The organism is Adlercreutzia agrestimuris (genome assembly GCF_943193125.1).
In the GTDB taxonomy this organism is placed as follows: Bacteria; Actinomycetota; Coriobacteriia; order Coriobacteriales; family Eggerthellaceae; genus Xiamenia; species Xiamenia agrestimuris.
Genome location: NZ_CALPCX010000001.1, coordinates 695,652 through 717,007, shown reverse-complemented (window position 1 = coordinate 717,007; position 21,356 = coordinate 695,652). Strand labels below are relative to the sequence as shown.

The following is a 21,356-nucleotide window of genomic DNA, read 5'->3' as shown; positions in this document are numbered from 1 at the left end:
CTACAATGAGTAACACCGCGAAGAAAGGAAGCCTTATGCTTACCGAAAAACCCTCTCCTACAACTGCGGCAGATTCCACACTCTCCCCAGCTGAAAAAGCCATTCTTGCCAACGATAAACATGCACTTGAAGAATCCTTGGCCGCCATGTCTCCCTTCGAGGTCAAAAATCTCCTCGTGAAGCTTGCGCGCGAAGGAGATAAAGACACTACGCGCACACTCCTTAACGCAGGGCGCGGCAATCCCAATTGGATCAATACTCTGCCGCGTGAAGCCTTTTTCTTGCTTGGGCAATTCACGATGGAAGAGGCAAAACGCGTCTCATCGCTGCCCGAATTTGATCTTGCAGGGATGCCCGCTCAAGAGGGATGCGCAGATCGGCTCCTTGCTTACCTTGATACACACAAGGAAGAAAAAGCTGCTCAGTTTGTGCGTCATGCCTTCGACTACCTGGTTGCTGAAGGCTTCCCGGCTGACGAATTTGTTCACGAATGGACAAGTGGCATCTCGGGCGACCTCTATCCTTTCCCGGATCGCATTTTGCCCTACACGCAAGAAATCGTGAACCGCTATCTTGTGAAAGCGCTGGACGATGGGCAAAAACCCGATGCACCTTATGACCTTTTTGCAACTGAGGGTGGCACGGCGGCAATGTGCTATCTGTTCTATTGCCTGAAATGCAACTACCTTATTAATCCTGGCGACCATATTGCGCTCATGACTCCTATTTTCACGCCCTACCTCAACATTCCTACGCTTAATGATTACGACCTTGACGTTACCTACATTAATGCCACCACACGCGACGACGAAGGCCTCCATACGTGGCAGTATCCCGACGAAGAACTTGAGAAACTTGCCGAGCCATCCATCAAGCTTTTATGTTTGGTGAACCCCTCTAATCCACCGTCGGTAGCCATGGATGAAGCATCGCGCAAAAAGCTCATTGAGATAGTGCGTGATAAGAATCCGAATCTGCTTATCATCAGCGATGATGTGTATGGCACCTTCGTCCCCCACTATCGCTCTCTCCTTGCAGACCTGCCCTATAACACCGCGTGCGTGTACTCTTTCTCAAAGTATTTCGGTGCTACAGGCTGGCGTCTTGCCGTAATTGCTACTGCGCAGAAAAATGTTTTCGACGACCGCATAGCTGCACTGCCTGCAGACAAGAAAGAACTGATCAAAAAGCGCTACGCGTGTTTGACCGACCATATCGAACGCGTCAAGTTCACTGACCGCATGGTGGCAGATTCCCGTCTTGTTGCCCTCAACGGCACTGCCGGCTTGGGCACTCCGCAGCAAGTCATGATGTCGCTTTTCGCACTGTATTGCCTACTTGATGAGCAAGATGCCTACCGCGCTAAAATGCAGGAACTGGTAACGAATCGCTTGCAGCTCTTATGGAAAAACCTCGGCTGGACACTTGAACCGGATCCGCTCAGAGCAGGTTACTATTCAGTAATTGACCTGGAGATTTGGGCTACGCGTCTTTACGGCGCTGATTTCTTCGCCTGGCTAAAAGACAACTATGACTCTCTTGATATTGTCGTGCGGCTTGCTCAAGACACGGGCGTGGTACTCATGGATGGCGCAGGGTTTGACGCACCCGAATGGTCAGTGCGCGTTTCGTTAGCAAACTTGGATACCGACGATTACGCAACTATCGGCAAGCGCATAGCGTCGATGCTGGACGAATACGCGCAAGCCTGGAAGAGCGAAGTAAGCAAATAGGGCGAAGCGTTTGCGAGCCTGGCACCGATGCATACAAGGTGAAGCGGGCTCAAGATAATTACAGCTTAAACATTGCGACCCAAGTGGCATTAATCGCGCTTGGTGATTTCGTCAAACTTCTTGCGGATCTCTGCACGTTTGGCTTCAACTTCCTGCTTGCGATCTGCGCGTTTTTGCTCACGAAGCTTATCACGCCAGCTGAAAAGCTCTTATCGGAGTACAATGACAAGAGCTTTTGGCAAGAAGGGGGAATCACATGGTAATAATTGGATTGCTTTGCGTCATTGTTATGGTAGTCATCGGACTTTGGTGTTGGAGGTCTGCACTCTATTATGCAACTCCTTATGCCAAAGAAACTGGTTACAAGTTTTTGCAGGTGCTCCGAGACAAGGGCCTCTCAGGGGAGTTTGAATTAAGCAAAGCAATCTATTCATTTGACCCGAAAGCTCAAGTATTTTTCAACGTATACATTCCCAAAGAAGACGGGACAACAAGCGAAATTGATGCACTCTACCTGGCTCCCTGGGGCATCGTTGTTTTTGAGAACAAGAATTACTCTGGATGGATTTTTGGAAAAGAGAATGATTCAAAATGGGTTCAAACTTTTCACAGAAATGCAAAATACCCCTTTCCTAATCCTATCCGACAAAACCAATCTCATATAAAAGCTCTCTTGCACTTTCTGGATCTTTCAGAAGACTTGTTTGTCCCTCTCGTTGTATTTTCCAATAAAGCTGAATTCAAGAGTCTAGATGCGGGATCATCGACCGTTATTCACACTAATCAGGTACAAACTTCACTCAAGCGCATCTCATCTCACTGCGAGGAACGTATATCCACAAACGCACAAGAAGCAATCTGCGAAAAGCTTGCGCCTTGCATTCATGTAAGCGATGAAATTAAACAGCAGCATATTGAGAACATAAAATCCAGGAAATCGCGAAAACGTACTCAAGCGAACACTCTTGAAACGCCCGAAGAAACAGCATCAATCAACACTCAAGATTCTTCTTGCGATCCGATTGAGCAAGCAACACCGCAAGTCTTACCAACTGCACACCAGGAACCGCAACCAACGAGCACCAACGAAAGCGAAGATCAGCTTGAAAAATGCCCACGCTGCGGAGCAGATCTGGTATTACGCACGACGAAAAAGGGTGAAAGAGCCGGCGAACAATTCTTTGGTTGCAGCCGTTTCCCAAAGTGTCGCTACATCAAGAGTTTAGACTAAGGCAACAGAAACCAAGCACCTATAATGAACGATCAAAAAAGACCTGTTGGAATGAAGTACCACCTCGTAGCACTCTTCACCATATTCGTCTGGGGAACTACCTTTGTGTCCACGAAGGTGCTTCTCGTAAACCTATCACCACTTTGGATCCTTTTGCTGCGTTTCGTCATCGGGTTTATTGTGCTTTGCGCTCTGCGCCCCCATATCCTTCGTCTGTACGAGCGGAAACACGAATTGTTGTTTGTAGCAGCTGGCGCAACCGGCATAGCAGCATACTACCTGCTCGAGAACGTGGCTCTTGTTTTCACCACTGCTACCGCGGTGGGCGTCATAGTTGCTGCATCTCCGCTTTTTACAGCCATCGCCTCAGCGCTTCTTGGAGATCGCTCTTCTTTAAACGCCAAATTCTTTGCAGGGTTTCTGCTGGCAATGGGAGGGCTTGTCGTGGTTGGCATCGGTGCCGAATCGGACAGCATGATCACATCGCTTGGGCAAGCGTCTCTTTTAGGAGATCTGCTCGCCCTTCTTGCTGCGCTTGTTTGGGCTATCTATTCCGTTCTGGTTCAAAAGATTGCCTCGTTGGGTTATGAGACAATTTCGTCTACTAAAAGAACCTTCTTGTGGGGACTTGTTTTCATAGTTCCCATTTCTTTTCTCTTTGGTGGAAGCTTTGTCTCGCCAGAAGTTTTATTCCGGTGGGATACCATGCTTAATCTCCTGTTCCTGGGAGTTGTTGCCTCTGCTGCATGTTTTGTCACGTGGGGAATCTCGGTGAAACACCTTGGTCCAACTATATCCACCACCTATATCTATCTGGTTCCTGCCATTACCACTACAGCGTCAATCCTGCTTCTTGGTGAGCCGTTGAATATGTACATTGTGCTGGGTGTCTTCATGACCATTGCTGGGCTTCTTTTATCTCAAAAGCGTCAGCAGCCATAACGCATTCTGTTGGCTGCAATCGAGTTCAGCGAGAGCGGCAGGCTTGTCTTATGATTTTGCCGATTTGGATCATGTGAATTAACCAAGTGACAAGATTCAAGCTTCCCAAGCTGTTGCACTACCCGATGCAATTTCTCTTGAAAAGCCTCTCTGACCTCGTAAGACAGAATCTACGTCTTTCATTGTAACAAGCGCACGGGATAAAGACGGGGAAATCGACACGTTTTCATTTCAGCTCAAAATGCTCATAGGAATGCAAGAACGCCGTCTTCGAGACGGCGTTCGGTTTTGTCATATGGAGCGGGCGACGGGACTCGAACCCGCGAAATCCTGGCTTGGGAAGCCAGTGCCTTACCACTTGGCGACGCCCGCGTTCCGTCAAATTATACGCCACTTGGAAAAGCGCAAAAGCCTAAATCGGCAAAATCACACTACTAGAACGCCGCTTGCAGCACGCTCATATAGCGCTTCCCGATTCCAAGTCCTGTGTTAGGTACATACCCGGCATAGAGATCGAGCGTATATGACGGACTTGCATACCCCATAAGAACGGCGACCGTCTTGATGCTTTCGCCATGAGCAAGGTTGTACGGTTTGTCGCATGTGATTATCTGTATAGGCATCGCCCTTCTTCTCGCGGCGATCCTTGTAGAGATAGTTCAAGAGCCCGAGCTTCAGAATGAGCCATCGGATGCCGATGCGGCACCCCTGCATCTCGCGCTGTCCATTCGGGACGTACCAGAGCCTCTTCCCGTCAACGCCAATGCGTCGCGTGAGTTCGGTAACGCTAATGCCTCTTCTCCTTCGCTTTGACTCAATAAGGGCGGCAACCTCCTGACTTCCTGCAATAGGCATAAGTTGAAACTCTCAGGGTTTGGGGTCGCTACTCGGGCAAGTTTCTCTTCGACCATAACCGGAGATACGCGAAGCCGATGATGGCGGGCAGAACCGGCGCCGCTGCCTGCGCCGCATAGATTCCGATGAATCCGCAGCCTAGGGGAACGGACAGGAGCCACGCAAGTCCCGCCCTCATGACGAAGGCGTCAATGAGGGAGTTAGCGAGAGCCAGCTTCGGTGCGCCCGAGGCCAGGGCGAATGAATCGAGGGCGTACATCGACGCATAGAAGATCCCGTTTACGCTGCAGGTGATGCGAAGGTAGAGGACCGCCGCCTCAGTGAGGTCCTTGCCCGATTCCCCGAAAAGGGAGACGAGCCATTCCGCGCCGAACTGCACGGCGATCTGGATGCCTGCGGTGACAACGATGGACACAAGAAGGCCCGACCTGGCGAACGCAACCGCCCGATTCGACATCTCGGCTCCGATGCTCTGGGATACCGATGCGGAGATGGCCTGCCCGATTCCCCAGCAAGGAAGCCCGGCGATGGTGCTTATCTTGAGGCCTACGCCAGAGGCGGCTGCGATGGTCGGGCCGTAGGAGTTGAGCCATGCGGTCACGAAGACATAGGAGAGGTTGATGACGGCCTGCTGCACGGCCATGGGAACGCCGACGCGAAGCACATACCGCGCGGACGTAAGCACTTCTGCTCGCTCCTGCGCGTCTCGCACGAAGCGAAACAGGTCGCGGGCGGAGGGGTGTCTACGGCGCGCTAGCCACAAGGCGAAGACCGCCCCCGCACCTTGGGCGGACACGGTCGCGATGGCGGCGCCGACTACGCCGAGACCGAAACCGACTATGAGGATGAAGTCGAGGATCACGTTCGCTGCAGCGGAGAAGGCCATGATGGCGAGAGGGCCGACGGAATCTCCCTGCGCCCGCAGGAACGCGCACGCAGCGTTTAGGAGGAAGAGCCCGACCGAACCCAGGGAGACGACCTCAAGGTATGCGACCGTCTGGGCGAGCGAGGTTCCTGGAACGCCCATGAGCGAGAAGATGGGATGCGCGAGCGTCGTCCCTGCCAAGGTTATCGCTGCCGCCCCCAGGAGGGCGACTCCGAGGGACGCGGCGAAGGTGCGGCGCTGACCCTGCTCGTCACGAGCGCCCACGCGGTTGCCGACCGCGACGGTGCAACCCGACATGAGCCCTATGGCTATCGAGCTGATGATGAAGACGATGGTGGAGGCGTTACTGACCGCGACAAGGCCCGTCTCGCCGACGACGTTGCCCACGACGCCCATATCAACGAACTGGTAGGCGTACTGGAGGAGGTTCGCCGCAACGAGCGGCGCGGAGAATGCTGCCAGGCGCTTCGGAGCGCTCCCTTCCAAAAGGGATGGCGTGTGATCTGTAGATACTGACATGGAAAGCCTTTCGATGGGGTGAAAACAAAAAGAGAACGGACGCCTGCCCGCTCTCGTGCCCATCGTTCATCTGCGCAAGCCGAAACAACCCTGAGCGGGTTGTTTGGGTCGACGATTTATCAGGCTTTGCTCCGGTCAGCGTCTCGTCTATATGCTTCCGAAGCCATCCCAATGCAAAGTTTCATGGCTGTTCCTGTCGATGTACTAGAACAGAAGGATTATCCCATAGTGCGAACGTGCTGGCAAACAGCCGCCGCGAATCAGAATCCGCATCACACGGGAAAAGCCCGCCGACCTAGCGGCCGACGGGCTTGGCAACGCTGATGCCCTGCGTATGACGTGCGCCCTCTATGACAGACACAGGCGCGACTTGCCCCATACAGCGAAACCTCGACGCATGGTCGCCGCATGAGGCTTTATCCTTCAAGCGCAAGCAGAAGCCCCGTCAAAAGCAGCCCGACCGCAGCCCCGCCGAGCAACTTCGCCACCACGCCGAGGGCCGGGTGCTTGCGCGATAGACCCTCCTCGTCTGGATTGCCCATCAATTCTCCCTTGAGAAACTGGTCGATTTCCCGATAGGTGACGATGTCATGCCTCTTCTTCAGGCGGTCTATGGCGATGGCCATACCGAACCCAATGGCGTAGAGCACAATGAACGTGATCCCGCCTGCGATGTTGCCTTTGCTCATGCGAGCAAAGCCGGAAGGCTCCGACCAAGCGAGCGAGAAGGCAAGGAGAAAAAGGAAGGCAAGTACCCAAAAGCCGACCATTCCGTACGACAAAAGCCTCATTATGCGCGAATCCTGTTTGACTGCTTGTTGGATTCTTACGGCATCTCCCTTTACAAGCTCGTCTATGGATGTATCGAAAAGCTGGCTGAGCAGAAACAAACTTTGCACATCTGGGTAGGTCTTGTCGGTTTCCCAATTCGAAATGGTCTGACGCGATACGAATATCGCTTTTGAGACTTCCTCTTGGGAAAGCCCGCGCTCCTCCCGCTTGACCTTCAATTGCTGAGCCAGCTCCATTGGTCCTTTCCTTCCAATTAAGCGCCTGTGCACTTTGCCTATCTGCACAAGCAATAATAATAGTGTACGAGTCTGGCGGAGAGAGCCGAAATAATAGCATGCGCGTCTGGCGGAGAGAGCCGAAATAGCTGTCAAAAGTCTTTGACAGTGCCTCTGAACTGGATTTTTATTGAAAAGTATTGCTTGCTCTCAGATGGGTCGATCGTGAAAATAGTATCCGCCAGCGTCCTTTTGGCGAGATTTTTCGGCAACCTCAAGCGGCGCAGGCTTTCATAGGCTTTCCGTAGATATGATTCAGCGATGAGAGGAGCAGAACGGTCATGGCTCGAGAGGAAAAAGTTTGGGAATACGCAACCGAAGCGGGGTATGCGCCTCTGGAAGACAGATGCATCATCGTCAAAGGTGCGGCTGGGGAACTGAGTGAAAAGATCGTCCGCTTTTTCGAGCTATACGATGTGGCTGTCCTCCAGATGTGCGAAAACGAAATCATCCTGCTGCCGTTCGACCCCAATTGGGCAACGCTCGAAAGGGACATTTCCCTCGTGGTTCCGTACTCGGAGATTGAATCGGTGAAGCTGGTCGACGACTTGCTCAACGTGATCATCGACATCGAGACGAGCGGCGGGGGCGTCCGCCTCACCACCCAGCAGAAGGGATTGAGCGACGTCCGCCTCTCCGGCATGTACGCCTCGCAATACGCCGGAGGATACAAGAACTGGCATGCCGAGAACGTCGACGCCACCCTCAAGGCGCTCAGTGAGCTTGGCCGCAAAACGCTGTAGGCGCAAGGCATTCCCTCCTAGAAAAGTACCTCGAGGTCGTAATGCGCAACATATGGCAGGTCGGGATAGACAACCTTCTTCCTGCCACTCGGGGCATTTCCATTCCGGCGAGCGTCGGTGACTCTAGGGCATCGGGATCCTTCCAACCGAGCGGCTTTATGAGGTCGCCCTGCGGTTCGGCGTCCACGAGCAAGACGCGCTGGCCGTTCCTGACGAGCGCCATACCCAAGCTTGTATTCGCGGGTTCGAGTCCCGTCGCCCGCTCCATCTGACACAGCCAAACGCCGTCTTTAAGACGGCGTTTTTTTATTCGCTCTGTATCATATAAAAGAGCAAACCAAACGAAGGGGTTTTATGACCACTGAAAAACGCAAACAACTCAAAGATGCCTATCGCGATCGTCACCCCGAAATGGGCGTCTTATATTTTCGTTGCACTCCTACTGGCGAAACCTTCCTTATGTGCGCCACCGATATACCCGCAAAGTTTAACCGTCTTCGCTTTCAATTGGCTGATGGACTTTGCCCCAACAAACACCTTCAACAGCTCTGGAAAGAGCATGGCGAAGCTGCCTTTGAAACCGGCACCGCAAAAGCCCTCAAGTACGACGATCCCAGCGCAGACTACTCTGAAGATTTAGAGCTGCTGATGGAGCTTTGTCTCCTGGATGATCCTACTGCCCAGCGCCTCTGGAAATAAGGCACCTGCAGCACACTTTTAAGAGGAGTCTTTTATGAGTTCGCAGCAAAACCTTTCCCGACCACGGCGCCCTTCAGCGCTTCACGCCTCGCACCAAAAATAGTACATGGTCTGAACTGAACAAAGAACGCGTCAGAAGACTTGAGCGCTTGGGTCTTATGACCGATGCCGGCCGCCGTGTCCTTCCCCCGCTCGGTCCGCGCAGCTTTCGCGTTGACGAAGATATTGTTCGTGCACTCAAACAGGCACGACTCTGGACAGCCTTTAAGGCAACACCGCCGCTCTACCAACGCGTCAGAGTAGACAACATTCAACGTGTCAAAGCAAGTCCAGAGGAATATGAAAAGCGTCTTAACCAACTTATAGTTAAGACGCGTGAAGGTGTTTTATATGGAGCATGGGACGTTTATGGTCGTCTTGCATAAAAAGAAAGTACACAGTAAGTAGGGCTTATTCGTCCTCTTCATCTTCGCCGAGATCATGACCATGGTCGTGTTCGCCAATATCTGAAACCGGCTTTTCCAGGCCTTCAATATGAATGCCATTTTTCTCGGCATAGTCCCACAGCGCCGCGTGAATAGCCTCTTCAGCCAAAAGCGAGCAGTGCACTTTTACTGGCGGCAACCCATCAAGCGCTTCCATAACGGCCTTGTTGGTAATCTCAAGGGCTTGCTGGATGGTCTTGCCTTTGACCAGCATTGTTGCCATTGAGCTGGTAGCAATAGCTGCGCCGCAGCCGAAGGTTTTAAACTTTGCGTCTTGAATAACACCGTCATCATCAATGTCAAGATACACGCGCATAATATCGCCGCACACTGCATTGCCAACGGTGCCGCATCCGCTTGCGTTTTCAATTTCGCCCACATTGCGCGGGTTGGTAAAGTGATCCATCACTTTTTCGGAATAATTCATTGCCATTTTCAGGCTCGCTTTCTTCTTGAAGTATCAAATATATCTGCTGCATAAATGCATGTGCTGATTGGTTAATTGGTATAAGGAAAACCGTCTGCTGCAAATCGCTCAATGACTGATTCGACGCTGCCCTGTTTGAAGTCCTCATACAACGGGCTCATCATGCGCAAGTTGTTGAGCGTAGCTGCAAGCGAATCAATGGCGAAATCCACATCTTCTTTAGTGGTATTCCGACCAAGAGTGAGACGCAGCGATCCATGTGCAATTTCATGCGGCAAACCAATAGCAAGCAACACATGGCTGGGATCAAGCGATCCGGATGTGCACGCACTACCAGATGAAACGCAAATACCACGCGCAGCTAACTGCAAAAGCATGCCTTCGCCCTCAATGAACTCAAATGAGAAATTAACATTATTTGCCAGTCTGCTTTCCCAGCTGCCATTGAGTTTTGCGTGCGGAATCTCTGCCAAAATGCGTTTGATTGCATGATCGCGCAACGCCAGCTGACGATCATGTTCAGGGGTAAGCTCAGCCCAAGCCAGCTGAGCAGCCTTCGCAAAGCCCACAATGCCCGGCACGTTCTCAGTTGTTCCGCGTTTGCCGCGCTCTTGCTGACCACCATCCAGCAGATTAGCCACCTTAATGCCCTTGCGCACATACAACAGCCCTACACCTTTGGGGCCATAGATCTTGTGCGCTGAGGCTGAAAGCATGTCAATTCCGAACTCGTTGACATCTATGGGCTCATGGGCGAACGCTTGCACCGCATCAGTATGGAACACCGCGCCGTGCTCATGGGTAAGCGCAGCCAACTCAGCAATAGGTTCAATAGTTCCAATCTCGTTGTTCGCAAACATGACAGACACAAGAATGGTGTCCGGGCGCAACGCAGCTTTAAGCGTGTCCGGATGCACGATACCGTGTTCGTCAACGGGCAAATAAGTCACCTCGAAGCCTTCGCGCTCAAGCGCTTCGCAGGTATGCAACACCGCATGATGTTCGATGGCGCTCGTTATAATGTGCTTGCCCTTTGCGCAGTTTGCATGCGCAAAACCCTTGATAGCCCAATTATCTGCTTCGGTGCCACCGCTGGTAAAAAACACCTCACGCGGAGTTGCGCCAAGAATGCTTGCCAGCGTTGCGCGCGCCTCTGCTACCGCATCGGACGCTGTTTGTCCCAGCGGATAAATGGATGACGGATTGCCAAACTCCTCGGCAAAATACGGCATCATTGCGTCCAACACTTCTGGTCGAACTGGTGTTGTGGATGCGTGATCCAAATAAATCTGTTTCATAGCTGCCCTTGCGCTTTCGTCTTCGATAATGTTTCTTTGGTAATGTCGCTTCAGTGTCGATTCTTCTTCGTTTCCGCTTCAAGATTGCTTTTTCGCTCTTGTCGCTTCGCGATTACGTTTTGCTATTGTCTAGTAATATGCTAGACTATAGAATATAACGGTCAAGCAAATTGTCAAGAAGCTTCACTTGTTGATTCAGTGTTTTGTTGCTCTTTTGAAAGTGAGTACGTATGAAAATATCAACGAAAACCCGTTATGGGATGCGTCTCATGATTGATGTTGCCCGCAATCAACAAGACGGGCGCGTGGCATTAAAAGACGTTGCTGCACGTCAAGGGATTTCCAAGAAATACCTTGAGCAGGTTGCAGCACCCCTTGTCAACGCCCACCTGCTTCTTGTCACGCGTGGACCGCTTGGGGGATACCGTCTCAGTCGCGACGCACATGACATCACACTTGCAGACATTGTCAGCGCGTCCGAAGACGGCTTAGAGCTTTTGACCTGCACAATTGATGTAGGTGCATGCGAGCGCGCAAACGACTGCGCGTCGCGACGCATTTGGGGTGGTCTTCAGGATGCCATCTACCAATACCTTGCAGATCAATCATTGGCAGATGTTGCTTATGGCAGCGCGCCAACACATTAAAAGCGTGATGCTATGAACCAAAAAGACTACCCACTCATTGGCGTTGTTCCTTCGTATCAACTTGACGAAGATGCACTTATAATCCCTAATAGATACATGAATGCTCTCGCGCAGTCAGGTGCAATCCCACTCGTACTTCCGCTTGCTTCAAGCAGTGCAATTCAGGAGGCGCTTCTTCCAAATTTTGATGGTTTTCTCCTCTCCGGTGGCCAAGATATAGATCCTCGTCGTTATGGCGAAAGCGTCACCGGCGCGCACCTGAGTGAGTTTTGTTCGCAACGCGAAGAGACAGAGCACCTCATCCTTGATTTCGCCAAGCACTATGACATACCGGTACTTGGTATCTGTCGTGGAATGCAGGCCATGAACGTTTCATGCGGAGGCACGCTTTATCAAGATATCGATGCCGAACTCTCAAAGATGCCATCCACGAGTGTCTTTACCTGTGACGCTTGCCCTCACTACGCGGAGCATCACTCAACAAATGCGGCGCTACATATCTCAATGGGCACAACTTCGCACGCCTCGGTGCGCGATTCGCAAGAATCCGTTCCTGTTTTTTCGTCCTCACATTGCCAGATCAACTGCTATCACATTCCCACTCATGAGGTCTCCACTACACCAGATTCGCAGCTACAACGAATCCTTGGATGCGACCCTATTGCCGTTAATTCCATGCACCATCAGGCAATTAAGAAACTTGGCGAAGGATTGCTCGTATGCGCCCATGATCCCGAAGGGCTTGTTGAAGCTATTGAGTCTCCTGCCTTAAGCTTCTTTTTGGGCGTTCAGTGGCATCCAGAATTTTTCGCCAATAGCACAATGCAGCCACTTTTCAGCGCATTCGTTGAAGCAGCAACCAGCTATCGCCAGCGAAAGCCTATTATGCCAAGCCATATGCCGCGTACCAAAATGTAGCCCACAGTCTCTGCAGCGAGTGAAACAATGAGAGAGTACTTAAAATCTTGGAGGTCACTATGAATACGATGGATACCACGCTTGCTCAGAATTTTGCTATTGACGACCTGCTCTCCGATGGCATTAAGTCAACTCCGCCGTCATTTGTTCGCGCAATCTTGAAGGCAGCCTCCGATCCCAACGTGACCTCTTTTGCAGGCGGTCTTCCAAACCCCATTTCCTTCCCCCAAGAAAAACTCATGGAATCCATGCAGCGCGTTGTCGCCCAGCACGGCGCAACCGCTTTTCAGTATTCTGCAACTGCCGGTGTAGACGAATTGCGCGAGTGGGTAGCCAATCGTTATAACCAGCGTTTCGGAACTGACTACGTAACCGAAGATGTCCTGATCACAACAGGATCTCAGCAAATCCTGGACTTGCTGGGTAAAGTGCTTCTTGATAAAGGTGATGGTGTTATCGTTGAAAAACCAACCTATCTTGCAGCCATCCAGGCATTCGCACTCCATCAACCAGTCTTTCGCGAGGTAGAGCTTACTAACGAAGGGCTCAACATCGCCGAGTTAAAAAACGCCCTGTCAGCAGGCGCTAAGATGATCTATCTCATCCCGAACTTCCAGAACCCCACCGGTCTGACCTATTCTGCGGAAGGACGTGAAGCGGTTCGCGAAGTGCTGGCCGACCAAAACATTGTGGTTGTTGAAGACGATCCTTATGGTGAATTGCGTTTTGAAGGCGCGTCGCTTCCTTACATTGGAGGCACGAATCACCCGCATGGTCTTATCATGGGCTCATTCTCAAAGACCGTCACCCCAGGCATGCGTATGGGTTACATTCTCACCAAAGATCACGAGCTCCTGCGCAATCTTTCCATTGCGAAGGAAGCGGCTGACCTGCACACAAACGTTTTTTCGCAGTTCGTCATCTTGGACTACCTCAAGCACAATGATCTTGACGAGCACCTTGTCAAGATTCGCGATCTTTATCGTTCACAAGCTCAAGCTATGACTGATGCAATGGCAGAATTCTTCCCTGCAGAAGTCTCTTTTACCAAGCCAGAAGGTGGCATGTTTTTGTGGGCAACCTTACCTGAAGGTATCAGTACCATGGAATTATTCCCGAAAGCCCTTGAGCGTGGTGTAGCATTTGTACCAGGTGACCCTTTCTATGCAGAGCCAGCCGTACACAGCACGATGCGCCTCAACTTCACCAATGCCGATGAGCAAACCATTCGCGACGGCATCAAAAAACTGGGCGAAGTGATTGCCGAAGCACTCTAAGCAAACGGGGTTCACCAACACACTTACCTATCTTGTTTTATGCACGTTTGCTCATACTTGCGTGAGCGCCAAGAAGGGACGCCGCCATGACCAGCAGAAACCATACTTCGCATTGCTCTGCACAAGAAATCCCCAGCGCATTTGCGCACGTGATAGGCGTAGCTGTTGTCCTCAGCATACTGATAGTTGCTTTGTGTTTATCGGCTTGTAGCACAAACCAGCCGCAAGCCGATCCCGCAGCTCAAAGCGCTGACAAGTCAGCATCCACTCCAACTGATGACAGTGAAGTAAGCGAAGCTTTGGTCATTTATCTCCAAAACGACGAGGCACTTTTTGTTGATCAAGAAACCAATACGCCTTACGTTCCCACCCTCCCACTTGGTCAGATTTACGACGCTGAGGGCAAGCACATAAACGCAAATGACCTGGCAGTAGGCAACATCGTGCAAGTAAGCGGCAACGGTATCATGCTCGAAAGCTATCCAGGACAGTACCCCGGCATTGCGCGCGTGCAGGTACTTGAGCAAGGCAACCCAGCCGATGCGGATGCTTATGCCGACGTTGTTGAGATGTGGGCTGGTGGTGCTGACGCAAACGCCGCCCCGTATGCATCGCTCGAATACAGCTCTGACCTGGGCCAAATCACACTGTCTCTTGATGCCAATACAACTGATGACTCAGAGGTGGTTTCTGATAGCGTATTGGATGCAACAATCACCGCACCTACTGAGGCAACACTCAGTTTTTCGCACGTCCCCACCACCGTCACCATTGAATGCGTGTCGGTGGCCTTTGATGGGCAGGGCAAAATTGTTGAAAGTACAGGGGCAGGTACAACACCCGTAGCTTTCACACAAGTTGAAAGCGACCGGTTCACATTCGACATTGAACCAGGCTTTCTCTATGAGATAGAAGCACAGTTTGACAATGGCGAAGCGGATTTTGCCTTCCACACGCTCAGCAAGTAACACGCGTGTTGAGGCATTTGCTATGCACGTTGCGCTATCAACGGAATAGCACTTCTATCAGCAAGGCTCAGATATTCAGGTCCAAACCAACAGGGTAATTCTGCCGGACGAAGCACCAGAGGCATGCGGTGATGAATGCGCGCCATATCCGCATTCGCCTGCGTTGTCACCATGGAAAAGCGATCCTCTTTCCAAATGCCTCCGATAAAAAGTATGCTCTGATCAGGCACGCTAAACTCATATTGCGCCTTAATCATACGACCCGTTTTTGACGAAGGCACAGTTTCAGTTGCATGCGTCTCAAAGAATCCGCGCGCACATATCACGCATCTCCGCTGCTTGAGAGATTCTCGCCACATGGGCTTATCGGCACTTTCAATGCGCGTGTTGAATACTACGCCGCTTTTCCAGGACTCTTCAAAGCCCCACGTTTTTTCTTCCGCAAAAAGCTGCAGCTGCTGACCTGTGTGAGATGCAGCTTCGTTCAAAATGAGAGGTACGCGAGATTTCGGATACGCCTGGGGATACTGTGCCGGCCAATCCGGTTCAACCTGAACAGGAACGCCTACCTCAATTTGGTGAATTACATCCATCACTTCATCATAGGTGAGCGTAATACATCTCCCGCACATCTGCACTCCTTCTTGTACGCTTTGCGCAACGCACTATAGCCACTTACCCTGAATTTGCTCAGTTGCTGTCAATACATGCAAGTACCTCTGCAACCGCATCAGAGAGTATTTTCGCAACGTTTTCAACATCATCCTCCGCAAGGGTTGTCACATTCATCATAAACTGAGGATTGTTTGAGAGTGGTGAACTTTGCTTGTGCGAACAAGCCAACCAAAACTCGCTCAACGGCGCAAGCTTTAACCCACGTTTAAGCACTGCATCCGCCACCTTCTGCTCCAGCGAAACACATCCGCGGTTTTGCACCTCAGCAGACACCATGTCATTATGAAATACATCCAGTTCAAGCATGAAATGCAGACCCGATCCCACATGGTGCGTCTTCAAAAAAGGCGCCATCTTTGTTGCATTCAGCGCTCGAACAAACGCATTTTGCACCCGACGAAAATGCGTACGTTGCCTATTTATATGTCGCTCGTATTCGCCCGACATCATAAAACGCGCGAGGGTTAACTGCTCAAGTGCTCCTACGGTGCAACTGTAAAACCCTAGTTCAGAGTCGAATACATGCGAAAGCTCTTGCGGCAAAACCGTATAGCCAATGCGAAACGTAGCGCCAAGCGTCTTGGTGAATGTGTTGGTATAAATAACCGTATTGTTGGTGTCCATGCTCATAAGCGACGGCACCGGTCGACCAGTCATGCGAAACTCGCAATCAAAGTCATCTTCAATAATATAACGCTTCACATGGCTTGCAGAAGGTCTCTCTGCAGCCCACGCCAGCAACTCCTGCCTGCGCCCTACTGGCGTCGTAATGCCTGTTGGAAATTGGTGCGACGGCATGCAATGCAACACACTTGCTTCGCTGTGCATCAATTCATCAGGCCGCGGACCTGCACTATCCAGCAACACGGGCACACATTGCACATCGTTCGCACGATAGATTTGCAACAAACGGCGATAACCCGGGTTCTCTATGGCAAAAACGCGTTCGCGACCAAGCAATTGCACAATCAACGCATAGAGCAACTGCGCTCCGGCTCCTACCACTATCTGATCTGGAGAAACGTCCATTCCGCGCAAACCTCTCAGGTGCGCAGCAATGGCGCTGCGAAGCGCATATGCGCCCCGCGGATGTGCTGCTTGCTGCAGCGTCATCTCGGTCTCTTCGCTCAAAACCGCACGCATCGTTCGCGCCCATGCGGCATATGGAAAGAGTCCCAAAGGTGATTGCGCGCCGCTCAAATCCATCATAGTTTCTGCTTGCGGTTGGGCGATGCCTTGTTCGCCAGCACCTTCGCCATATGCTTTGCCACGAGGCTCAGCTGCGCGTTTTTTGACAGGTGCAACTTGTTCAAACGGGCAGGCAAAGTATCCACGCCGCGGCTCAGCGCGCACATAACCCTCTGCAACAAGCTGATCATAAGCTCCTTCTACCGTGATCACACTCACGCTGAGATGCCGAGCCAGCAGGCGCTTTGAAGGGAGTTGCTCATCTGCGGCAATACGCCCGCATTCAATATCGCCACGGATGGCTAAATAGAGCTGCTCATAAAGCGGTCGGTTGCCCTTTTGCAAGTTGTAAGTGAGCACTTTTTTGGAAATCCTTACCATCTGACCTTATCAAATCTTTACGTTTTGAATATATCACTCATACCAGTTATTGCTTATCCTTTCGCTCAACTTAATTCTCACTTGAGCCGCTCAAACCGCGAAAGGATCTCATATGACTATGCAAACCGCACCCACCGTTCCCAGCGCGCCCAGCGCACCAAGCACTCCCAGCACTCCCAGCGCCCCGGTCGCTCACACGTTCGCCGAGCGTCATGCGCTAAATTGCCAACTTGCCCAAATGCTCAAAGGCGGCGTCATCATGGACGTCACCACTCCTGAGCAGGCACGCATTGCCGAAGATGCTGGCGCATGTGCAGTCATGGCCCTAGAGCGTATCCCCGCCGACATCCGTGCAGCAGGCGGCGTATCGCGCATGAGTGACCCCGCCATGATCAAGGGAATTCAGGACGCCGTCACTATTCCCGTTATGGCGAAATGCCGTATTGGACACTTCGCCGAAGCGCAAATCCTGCAAGCCATAGAGATTGACTACATCGACGAATCCGAAGTGCTCTCTCCTGCCGACGACACCTATCACATTGACAAGACTGCCTTTGCCGTTCCATTTGTCTGCGGCGCACGCAACTTGGGAGAAGCATTGCGTCGCATTCAAGAAGGCGCCACGATGATTCGTACAAAAGGCGAGCCCGGCACAGGTGACGTTGTGCAGGCGGTGCGCCATATGCGCATGATGAATGCCGAGATTGCGCGCGTTACCACGATGCGCCCTGACGAGCTTTTCGAGGAAGCGAAACGCTTGCAGGTGCCGTATGACCTACTAAAACTCGTGCACGACACCGGACGACTTCCCGTCGTGAATTTCGCTGCAGGTGGCATTGCTACGCCAGCTGACGCCGCGCTTATGATGCAACTTGGCGCTGAAGGCGTGTTTGTGGGAAGCGGCATTTTCAAGTCCGGCAATCCCGCGCAACGCGCTGCCGCCATTGTGAAAGCGGTAAGCAACTTTACCGACGCTGAAATGCTTGCATCGCTTTCTGAGAATCTTGGCGAAGCAATGGTTGGCATTAACGCTGACGAGATTGAGCTCATTATGGAAGCACGTGGTCAATGATGCTCTCCGCAAACTCATCCACAACCGCCGCCGTTCCAGAATCCCCAACTGTTGCGGTGCTGGCGCTCCAAGGAGCTTTTGTTGAACACGAAAGGAAGCTTACTCAGCTGGGCTGCAAAACTACTCAGCTTCGCCAAAAGGCTGACCTGCAACAACACTTTGACGCTCTCGTGCTTCCCGGTGGCGAATCAACCGTACAAGCAAAGCTTCTCCACGAGCTGGAAATGTTCGATCCGCTGCAGGCGCGCATTGCTAGCGGCTTGCCTGTTTTGGGCACCTGTGCAGGCTTGATCTTGCTTGCACAACAGGTGCAATCTGCAAGCGATGGGCGCGCTGTTTTGGATTCAGCTTCTGCTCTGTCCGCATTCGACGAGTCCACCCACCCTGCATCGCCCGTAAATGGCTTTCGCACGCTCCCCATCACCGTGCTGCGCAACGGCTATGGGCGCCAGCTTGGAAGCTTTGTTGCTGAAGCAGTCCTTGCAACTCGCACGCCATCTCCATCGCTTTCGCCTGCTGCTGAAAATTCACTGCCGGCACACACGCAAAAAATCCCGCTGGTATGCATCCGTGCACCCCGCATAACTGCGCTTTCGTCCGAAGTTCAACCCCTCATCATGCTTAACGACGAGCCCGTTGCAGTGCAATACAACAACCAAATTGGCTGCACGTTCCACCCCGAACTGACTGACGACGACACCATATACCGCCTCTTCCTCAAATGCTTCAACGAACAAAAGCAATGACCCGCGCCGCCACCCCCCGCGCCACCCGCCGCCCGCGCTGACACCGGCGCCGCCCCCCGCGCCACCCGGTGTCGGTGCTACCCGCATCGCCACCCGCCACCCGCACTGGCGTTCTCCCTGCTCAGGCGGCCACCAGAATGGGCGGCGTGATAAAACTTTCTATAAAACACCAAACTTTGGCAGGAAACGTGCCCGATTAGGCGGATTGGGCCTCAAAATGGCTGGAAAAGTGGCCGATTAGGTGGGTCATCCTTCAAAAACCGCCTAATCGGACACATTCCCTGCCACACTTCGCCAAAAACCGTTATATTTTAGTTCATCGCTGTAACAAAATCGTTGCGCAGGTTCGCACAATTATGCCCGGGTGCGCCCGGCTTCGCCACAACATCAGGTCAGACCGAAATCGTCCCAGCTGTGATTATTTGCAAATGTTTTGCAAATTGTGACCCAAAAACAAAAAAGCCAGCGACCCAAACGAGCCGCTGACCTGCGAATTCATGGTGCCCCCGGCGCGATTCGAACGCGCGGCACCCGCTTTAGGAGAGCGGTGCTCTGTCCCCTGAGCTACGGAGGCGCACCCGCTATTGTACCATGCTTTTATTCGCGCACATCTGGTGCCCAGGACACCAATTCGCGCGCGTCCATAATCACCGCGTCAGCATCAGCTTCGCGAAGTTCATCGGCTGTGTGATAACCCCAGCCCACACCAATTGCGTACGTTCCAGCATTACGCGCCGTGCGAATATCTCCTGGTGAATCGCCAATATAGACCGTACGCTGCGGATCAGATCCCAACTCGCCAATGCTGCGCAGCAAACCTGCAGGATTTGGCTTTCGCGGAATCTCGTCGCTTTCGCCGTGACTCACGTCGAAAAGTCCTGGCAGATACTCATCCACTGCAGCCTGAACTCCCGCATCAAACTTATTGGACAACACGCCCACTTTCACACCGCGACGCTTAAGATCGCGAATTGTCTCAACGATATGCGGATATGGCTTAGTGAGCTGATTACCAACCGTTGAGTACAGATCCTTCCAGCGCTGCATAACCTGCTCGGTAATCTGCGCGTCAGTATCCTCAGGAACAGCCTGATAGATGAGCGCTTTTGCACCATTGCCTACGAAGGAATGAATCTCGTCAGTTGTTCGCGGAGGCAGTCCAAACGCTTCAAGCGAGGTATTGGTAAGCACCACCAAATCGGGCAACGTATCCAAAAGCGTGCCATCCAAGTCAAAAATAAAAGTGTCGAAAAGAGGCCGCGCCGCGGCATCGGTATGTGACATAAATAAAGCTTCCTTAGTCTTTGCGCCTTATACGCATTTAATACTCGCGCAAAGCGCCACGTTTCAAAATGAGCTGAACGCGCGTGCCTTGCCCCAGCTCACTTTCAACATGGAGCCGCGTGCCTTCGCCAAAGTAACTACAAATACGGTCGCTCACGTTTTTAACGGCAATACCCATGCCTGTTGATGATTCTGGATGCAAAATATTTTGGCACGCCTCTTCAGTCATGCCAACACCATCGTCCTCAACTGTCACGATAACGTCGTCTCCGTCAATTTCGCCAGAAATGGTCACGGTGAGCTTGCCTTCTGCCGGCATGGCATGATGCACCGCATTTTCCACCAAAGGTTGAATCAAAAACGGCGGCACCATCATCTCTTCAACGCGCGGGTCAACATTTGTTTCCATTCCAACGCGATCAGCACCAAATCGCGCTACCTCAAACGTGAAATAGCGCTGCGTCTGCTCAAGTTCGCGCGCAAAAGCAATCAAATCTGCCGAGTCTTCAAGCGTACGACGATAGAAGACGGCGAATTCGCGCAAGAGTGTTCGTGCTTTTTCGGGATCAGTGCGTACAAGCGATGCAATAGTGTTGATAGTATTGAACAAAAAATGCGGGTTGATTTGGCTTTGAAGCATCTTGAGTTCCATGCGCGTAGCCAACTGCGTTTGCTCTTCAAGCGCAGTTGCCGCCATCTGCGTGGAAAGCAGCTGACCGAAACCTTCGGCAATTGACTTTTGCGTCTCTGAAATGTGACGCGCGCGTCGATAATAAAACTTCAGCGTACCCTGCACCTGGTGTCCTACCACAAGCGGCACAATAATTGCAGCCATAATGCCAGAAGGTTTTTGCGCAAATCCAATATCGGCAGGCGTGTACAATACGCGCATTTCGCCATCAGCAAGCGTAGCATACGTTGCATGCGTGCGAATATTACTTCCCACTGGGTTTTGCTGTGCATCATAGCCCGCATATCCAAGAATCTGAGTTTTGTCCGTAATAGAAACTGCCACCGCCGCTGTCGCAGGCAACAACAGACTGCAGATTCGCTGCGCCGCAGGTGCATCAATTCCCTCACCCATACACTCAAGCGTTTGCGAAGCAAGTTTAAGCATAGCGTCAGACTGACGTGCACGAATGGAGTCGGGATCCATCATCAATCGGAGCACAACCGCCAGTGAAAGCGTGAAAATGATGCCCGCACAGAACATAGCAATAATGCTGCTACCAGGTGTAATAAGGTTCCAAATGAGAACTGCACCCGAAAGCACTGCTATAGTGAACATGAACATTTCCAGCGTGAAAAACCGCGG

21 protein-coding genes and 2 tRNA genes are annotated in these 21,356 nt (G+C 52.0%); 12 read left to right on the top strand and 11 right to left on the bottom strand.

Annotated elements, in window-relative coordinates; translation table 11 throughout:
* The first annotated feature begins 35 nt into the window (after window positions 1-35).
* From NFR28_RS02790 to NFR28_RS02780, 3 genes are all read left to right on the top strand, one after another.
* Entirely contained in the window at window positions 36-1,733 is a 1,698-nt protein-coding gene (locus tag NFR28_RS02790) for a bifunctional aspartate transaminase/aspartate 4-decarboxylase (protein ID WP_251178305.1), read from the top strand.
* Window positions 1,734-1,989: 256 nt separating this feature from the next.
* Window positions 1,990-2,964 carry an NERD domain-containing protein gene (locus tag NFR28_RS02785; protein WP_251178304.1) on the top strand — a complete coding sequence of 325 codons (975 nt, stop codon included), beginning with the start codon at window positions 1,990-1,992 and terminating at the stop codon, window positions 2,962-2,964.
* A gap of 24 nt (window positions 2,965-2,988) precedes the next feature.
* Window positions 2,989-3,906 (top strand): DMT family transporter, encoded by a 918-nt coding sequence (locus NFR28_RS02780; RefSeq protein ID WP_251178303.1) that lies wholly within the window; start codon window positions 2,989-2,991, stop codon window positions 3,904-3,906.
* A 296-nt stretch (window positions 3,907-4,202) separates the two neighbouring features.
* Here the strand turns inward: NFR28_RS02780 and NFR28_RS02775 are convergent.
* The 4 genes from NFR28_RS02775 to NFR28_RS02760 form a co-directional block, all read right to left on the bottom strand.
* Window positions 4,203-4,278 (bottom strand) — tRNA-Gly (locus tag NFR28_RS02775).
* 62 nt (window positions 4,279-4,340) lie between these two features.
* A complete protein-coding gene (locus NFR28_RS02770; RefSeq protein ID WP_251178302.1) occupies window positions 4,341-4,529 on the bottom strand; it encodes a hypothetical protein in 189 nt (62 codons plus the stop codon).
* Window positions 4,530-4,789: 260 nt separating this feature from the next.
* A complete protein-coding gene (locus NFR28_RS02765) occupies window positions 4,790-6,166 on the bottom strand; it encodes an MATE family efflux transporter (RefSeq protein WP_251178301.1) in 1,377 nt (458 codons plus the stop codon).
* Between the two features lie 416 nt (window positions 6,167-6,582).
* The gene (locus NFR28_RS02760) at window positions 6,583-7,194 is read right to left on the bottom strand and encodes a helix-turn-helix transcriptional regulator (protein ID WP_251178300.1); all 612 of its coding nucleotides are present in this window, start codon (window positions 7,192-7,194) and stop codon (window positions 6,583-6,585) included.
* 320 nt (window positions 7,195-7,514) lie between these two features.
* On the opposite strand from NFR28_RS02760, the gene NFR28_RS02755 reads away from it, so the two are divergent.
* The 3 genes from NFR28_RS02755 to NFR28_RS02745 all read left to right on the top strand — a co-directional run bounded on the left by NFR28_RS02755 (window position 7,515) and on the right by NFR28_RS02745 (window position 9,100).
* Complete coding sequence (locus NFR28_RS02755; protein ID WP_251178299.1) at window positions 7,515-7,976, top strand: hypothetical protein; 462 nt, start codon at window positions 7,515-7,517, stop codon at window positions 7,974-7,976.
* 354 nt (window positions 7,977-8,330) lie between these two features.
* A complete protein-coding gene (locus NFR28_RS02750) occupies window positions 8,331-8,675 on the top strand; it encodes a GIY-YIG nuclease family protein (protein ID WP_251178298.1) in 345 nt (114 codons plus the stop codon).
* 158 nt (window positions 8,676-8,833) lie between these two features.
* Window positions 8,834-9,100, top strand: a complete 267-nt coding sequence (locus NFR28_RS02745) for a YdeI/OmpD-associated family protein (RefSeq protein ID WP_251178297.1) — start codon at window positions 8,834-8,836, stop codon at window positions 9,098-9,100.
* Window positions 9,101-9,125: 25 nt separating this feature from the next.
* Here the strand turns inward: NFR28_RS02745 and nifU are convergent, their stop codons facing one another.
* Window positions 9,126-9,593 carry a Fe-S cluster assembly scaffold protein NifU gene (gene nifU / locus NFR28_RS02740; RefSeq protein WP_338025896.1) on the bottom strand — a complete coding sequence of 156 codons (468 nt, stop codon included), beginning with the start codon at window positions 9,591-9,593 and terminating at the stop codon, window positions 9,126-9,128.
* A 65-nt stretch (window positions 9,594-9,658) separates the two neighbouring features.
* On the bottom strand, window positions 9,659-10,885 hold the full coding sequence (gene nifS, locus NFR28_RS02735; RefSeq protein ID WP_251178296.1) for a cysteine desulfurase NifS: 1,227 nt from the start codon (window positions 10,883-10,885) through the stop codon (window positions 9,659-9,661).
* Between the two features lie 230 nt (window positions 10,886-11,115).
* Between nifS and NFR28_RS02730 the strand changes: the two genes are divergently transcribed.
* The 4 genes from NFR28_RS02730 to NFR28_RS02715 all read left to right on the top strand — a co-directional run bounded on the left by NFR28_RS02730 (window position 11,116) and on the right by NFR28_RS02715 (window position 14,695).
* Window positions 11,116-11,532: an RrF2 family transcriptional regulator gene (locus NFR28_RS02730; protein ID WP_251178295.1), complete on the top strand. Its 417-nt coding sequence runs from the start codon at window positions 11,116-11,118 to the stop codon at window positions 11,530-11,532.
* Between the two features lie 12 nt (window positions 11,533-11,544).
* On the top strand, window positions 11,545-12,450 hold the full coding sequence (locus NFR28_RS02725) for a gamma-glutamyl-gamma-aminobutyrate hydrolase family protein (protein ID WP_251178294.1): 906 nt from the start codon (window positions 11,545-11,547) through the stop codon (window positions 12,448-12,450).
* A 59-nt stretch (window positions 12,451-12,509) separates the two neighbouring features.
* Window positions 12,510-13,727 carry an aminotransferase-like domain-containing protein gene (locus tag NFR28_RS02720; RefSeq protein WP_251178293.1) on the top strand — a complete coding sequence of 406 codons (1,218 nt, stop codon included), beginning with the start codon at window positions 12,510-12,512 and terminating at the stop codon, window positions 13,725-13,727.
* A gap of 86 nt (window positions 13,728-13,813) precedes the next feature.
* Window positions 13,814-14,695 (top strand): YobA family protein, encoded by an 882-nt coding sequence (locus NFR28_RS02715; RefSeq protein ID WP_251178292.1) that lies wholly within the window; start codon window positions 13,814-13,816, stop codon window positions 14,693-14,695.
* Between the two features lie 20 nt (window positions 14,696-14,715).
* Here the strand turns inward: NFR28_RS02715 and NFR28_RS02710 are convergent, their stop codons facing one another.
* Window positions 14,716-15,327: an SOS response-associated peptidase gene (locus NFR28_RS02710; protein WP_251178291.1), complete on the bottom strand. Its 612-nt coding sequence runs from the start codon at window positions 15,325-15,327 to the stop codon at window positions 14,716-14,718.
* A 58-nt stretch (window positions 15,328-15,385) separates the two neighbouring features.
* Window positions 15,386-16,918: a MocR-like pyridoxine biosynthesis transcription factor PdxR gene (pdxR, locus tag NFR28_RS02705; protein WP_251178290.1), complete on the bottom strand. Its 1,533-nt coding sequence runs from the start codon at window positions 16,916-16,918 to the stop codon at window positions 15,386-15,388.
* Between the two features lie 133 nt (window positions 16,919-17,051).
* Here pdxR and pdxS point away from each other — a divergent pair, with 133 nt between their 5' ends.
* On the top strand, window positions 17,052-18,011 hold the full coding sequence (gene pdxS / locus NFR28_RS02700) for a pyridoxal 5'-phosphate synthase lyase subunit PdxS (protein WP_275556958.1): 960 nt from the start codon (window positions 17,052-17,054) through the stop codon (window positions 18,009-18,011).
* Entirely contained in the window at window positions 18,008-18,757 is a 750-nt protein-coding gene (locus tag NFR28_RS02695) for a pyridoxal 5'-phosphate synthase glutaminase subunit PdxT (RefSeq protein WP_251178289.1), read from the top strand. Before pdxS ends, NFR28_RS02695 begins: the two co-directional genes overlap by 4 nt.
* A gap of 498 nt (window positions 18,758-19,255) precedes the next feature.
* Here the strand turns inward: NFR28_RS02695 and NFR28_RS02690 are convergent.
* The 3 genes from NFR28_RS02690 to NFR28_RS02680 all read right to left on the bottom strand — a co-directional run bounded on the left by NFR28_RS02690 (window position 19,256) and on the right by NFR28_RS02680 (window position 21,335).
* Window positions 19,256-19,331 (bottom strand) — tRNA-Arg (locus tag NFR28_RS02690).
* A 23-nt stretch (window positions 19,332-19,354) separates the two neighbouring features.
* The gene (locus tag NFR28_RS02685) at window positions 19,355-20,041 is read right to left on the bottom strand and encodes an HAD family hydrolase (protein ID WP_251178288.1); all 687 of its coding nucleotides are present in this window, start codon (window positions 20,039-20,041) and stop codon (window positions 19,355-19,357) included.
* A gap of 37 nt (window positions 20,042-20,078) precedes the next feature.
* Complete coding sequence (locus tag NFR28_RS02680) at window positions 20,079-21,335, bottom strand: histidine kinase (RefSeq protein ID WP_338025899.1); 1,257 nt, start codon at window positions 21,333-21,335, stop codon at window positions 20,079-20,081.
* Window positions 21,336-21,356 lie beyond the last annotated feature (21 nt).

Excerpts from the sequence above, each read along its gene's own strand:
- NFR28_RS02790 (WP_251178305.1), top strand. The coding sequence starts at position 36 with ATGCTTACCGAAAAACCCTCTCCTACAACTGCGGCAGATTCCACACTC.
- NFR28_RS02785 (WP_251178304.1), top strand. The coding sequence starts at position 1,990 with ATGGTAATAATTGGATTGCTTTGCGTCATTGTTATGGTAGTCATCGGA.
- NFR28_RS02780 (WP_251178303.1), top strand. The coding sequence starts at position 2,989 with ATGAACGATCAAAAAAGACCTGTTGGAATGAAGTACCACCTCGTAGCA.
- NFR28_RS02770 (WP_251178302.1), bottom strand. The coding sequence starts at position 4,529 with ATGCCTATACAGATAATCACATGCGACAAACCGTACAACCTTGCTCAT.
- NFR28_RS02765 (WP_251178301.1), bottom strand. The coding sequence starts at position 6,166 with ATGTCAGTATCTACAGATCACACGCCATCCCTTTTGGAAGGGAGCGCT.
- NFR28_RS02760 (WP_251178300.1), bottom strand. The coding sequence starts at position 7,194 with ATGGAGCTGGCTCAGCAATTGAAGGTCAAGCGGGAGGAGCGCGGGCTT.
- NFR28_RS02755 (WP_251178299.1), top strand. The coding sequence starts at position 7,515 with ATGGCTCGAGAGGAAAAAGTTTGGGAATACGCAACCGAAGCGGGGTAT.
- NFR28_RS02750 (WP_251178298.1), top strand. The coding sequence starts at position 8,331 with ATGACCACTGAAAAACGCAAACAACTCAAAGATGCCTATCGCGATCGT.
- NFR28_RS02745 (WP_251178297.1), top strand. The coding sequence starts at position 8,834 with ATGACCGATGCCGGCCGCCGTGTCCTTCCCCCGCTCGGTCCGCGCAGC.
- nifU (WP_338025896.1), bottom strand. The coding sequence starts at position 9,593 with ATGGCAATGAATTATTCCGAAAAAGTGATGGATCACTTTACCAACCCG.
- nifS (WP_251178296.1), bottom strand. The coding sequence starts at position 10,885 with ATGAAACAGATTTATTTGGATCACGCATCCACAACACCAGTTCGACCA.
- NFR28_RS02730 (WP_251178295.1), top strand. The coding sequence starts at position 11,116 with ATGAAAATATCAACGAAAACCCGTTATGGGATGCGTCTCATGATTGAT.
- NFR28_RS02725 (WP_251178294.1), top strand. The coding sequence starts at position 11,545 with ATGAACCAAAAAGACTACCCACTCATTGGCGTTGTTCCTTCGTATCAA.
- NFR28_RS02720 (WP_251178293.1), top strand. The coding sequence starts at position 12,510 with ATGAATACGATGGATACCACGCTTGCTCAGAATTTTGCTATTGACGAC.
- NFR28_RS02715 (WP_251178292.1), top strand. The coding sequence starts at position 13,814 with ATGACCAGCAGAAACCATACTTCGCATTGCTCTGCACAAGAAATCCCC.
- NFR28_RS02710 (WP_251178291.1), bottom strand. The coding sequence starts at position 15,327 with ATGTGCGGGAGATGTATTACGCTCACCTATGATGAAGTGATGGATGTA.
- pdxS (WP_275556958.1), top strand. The coding sequence starts at position 17,052 with ATGACTATGCAAACCGCACCCACCGTTCCCAGCGCGCCCAGCGCACCA.
- NFR28_RS02695 (WP_251178289.1), top strand. The coding sequence starts at position 18,008 with ATGATGCTCTCCGCAAACTCATCCACAACCGCCGCCGTTCCAGAATCC.
- NFR28_RS02685 (WP_251178288.1), bottom strand. The coding sequence starts at position 20,041 with ATGTCACATACCGATGCCGCGGCGCGGCCTCTTTTCGACACTTTTATT.
- NFR28_RS02680 (WP_338025899.1), bottom strand. The coding sequence starts at position 21,335 with ATGTTCATGTTCACTATAGCAGTGCTTTCGGGTGCAGTTCTCATTTGG.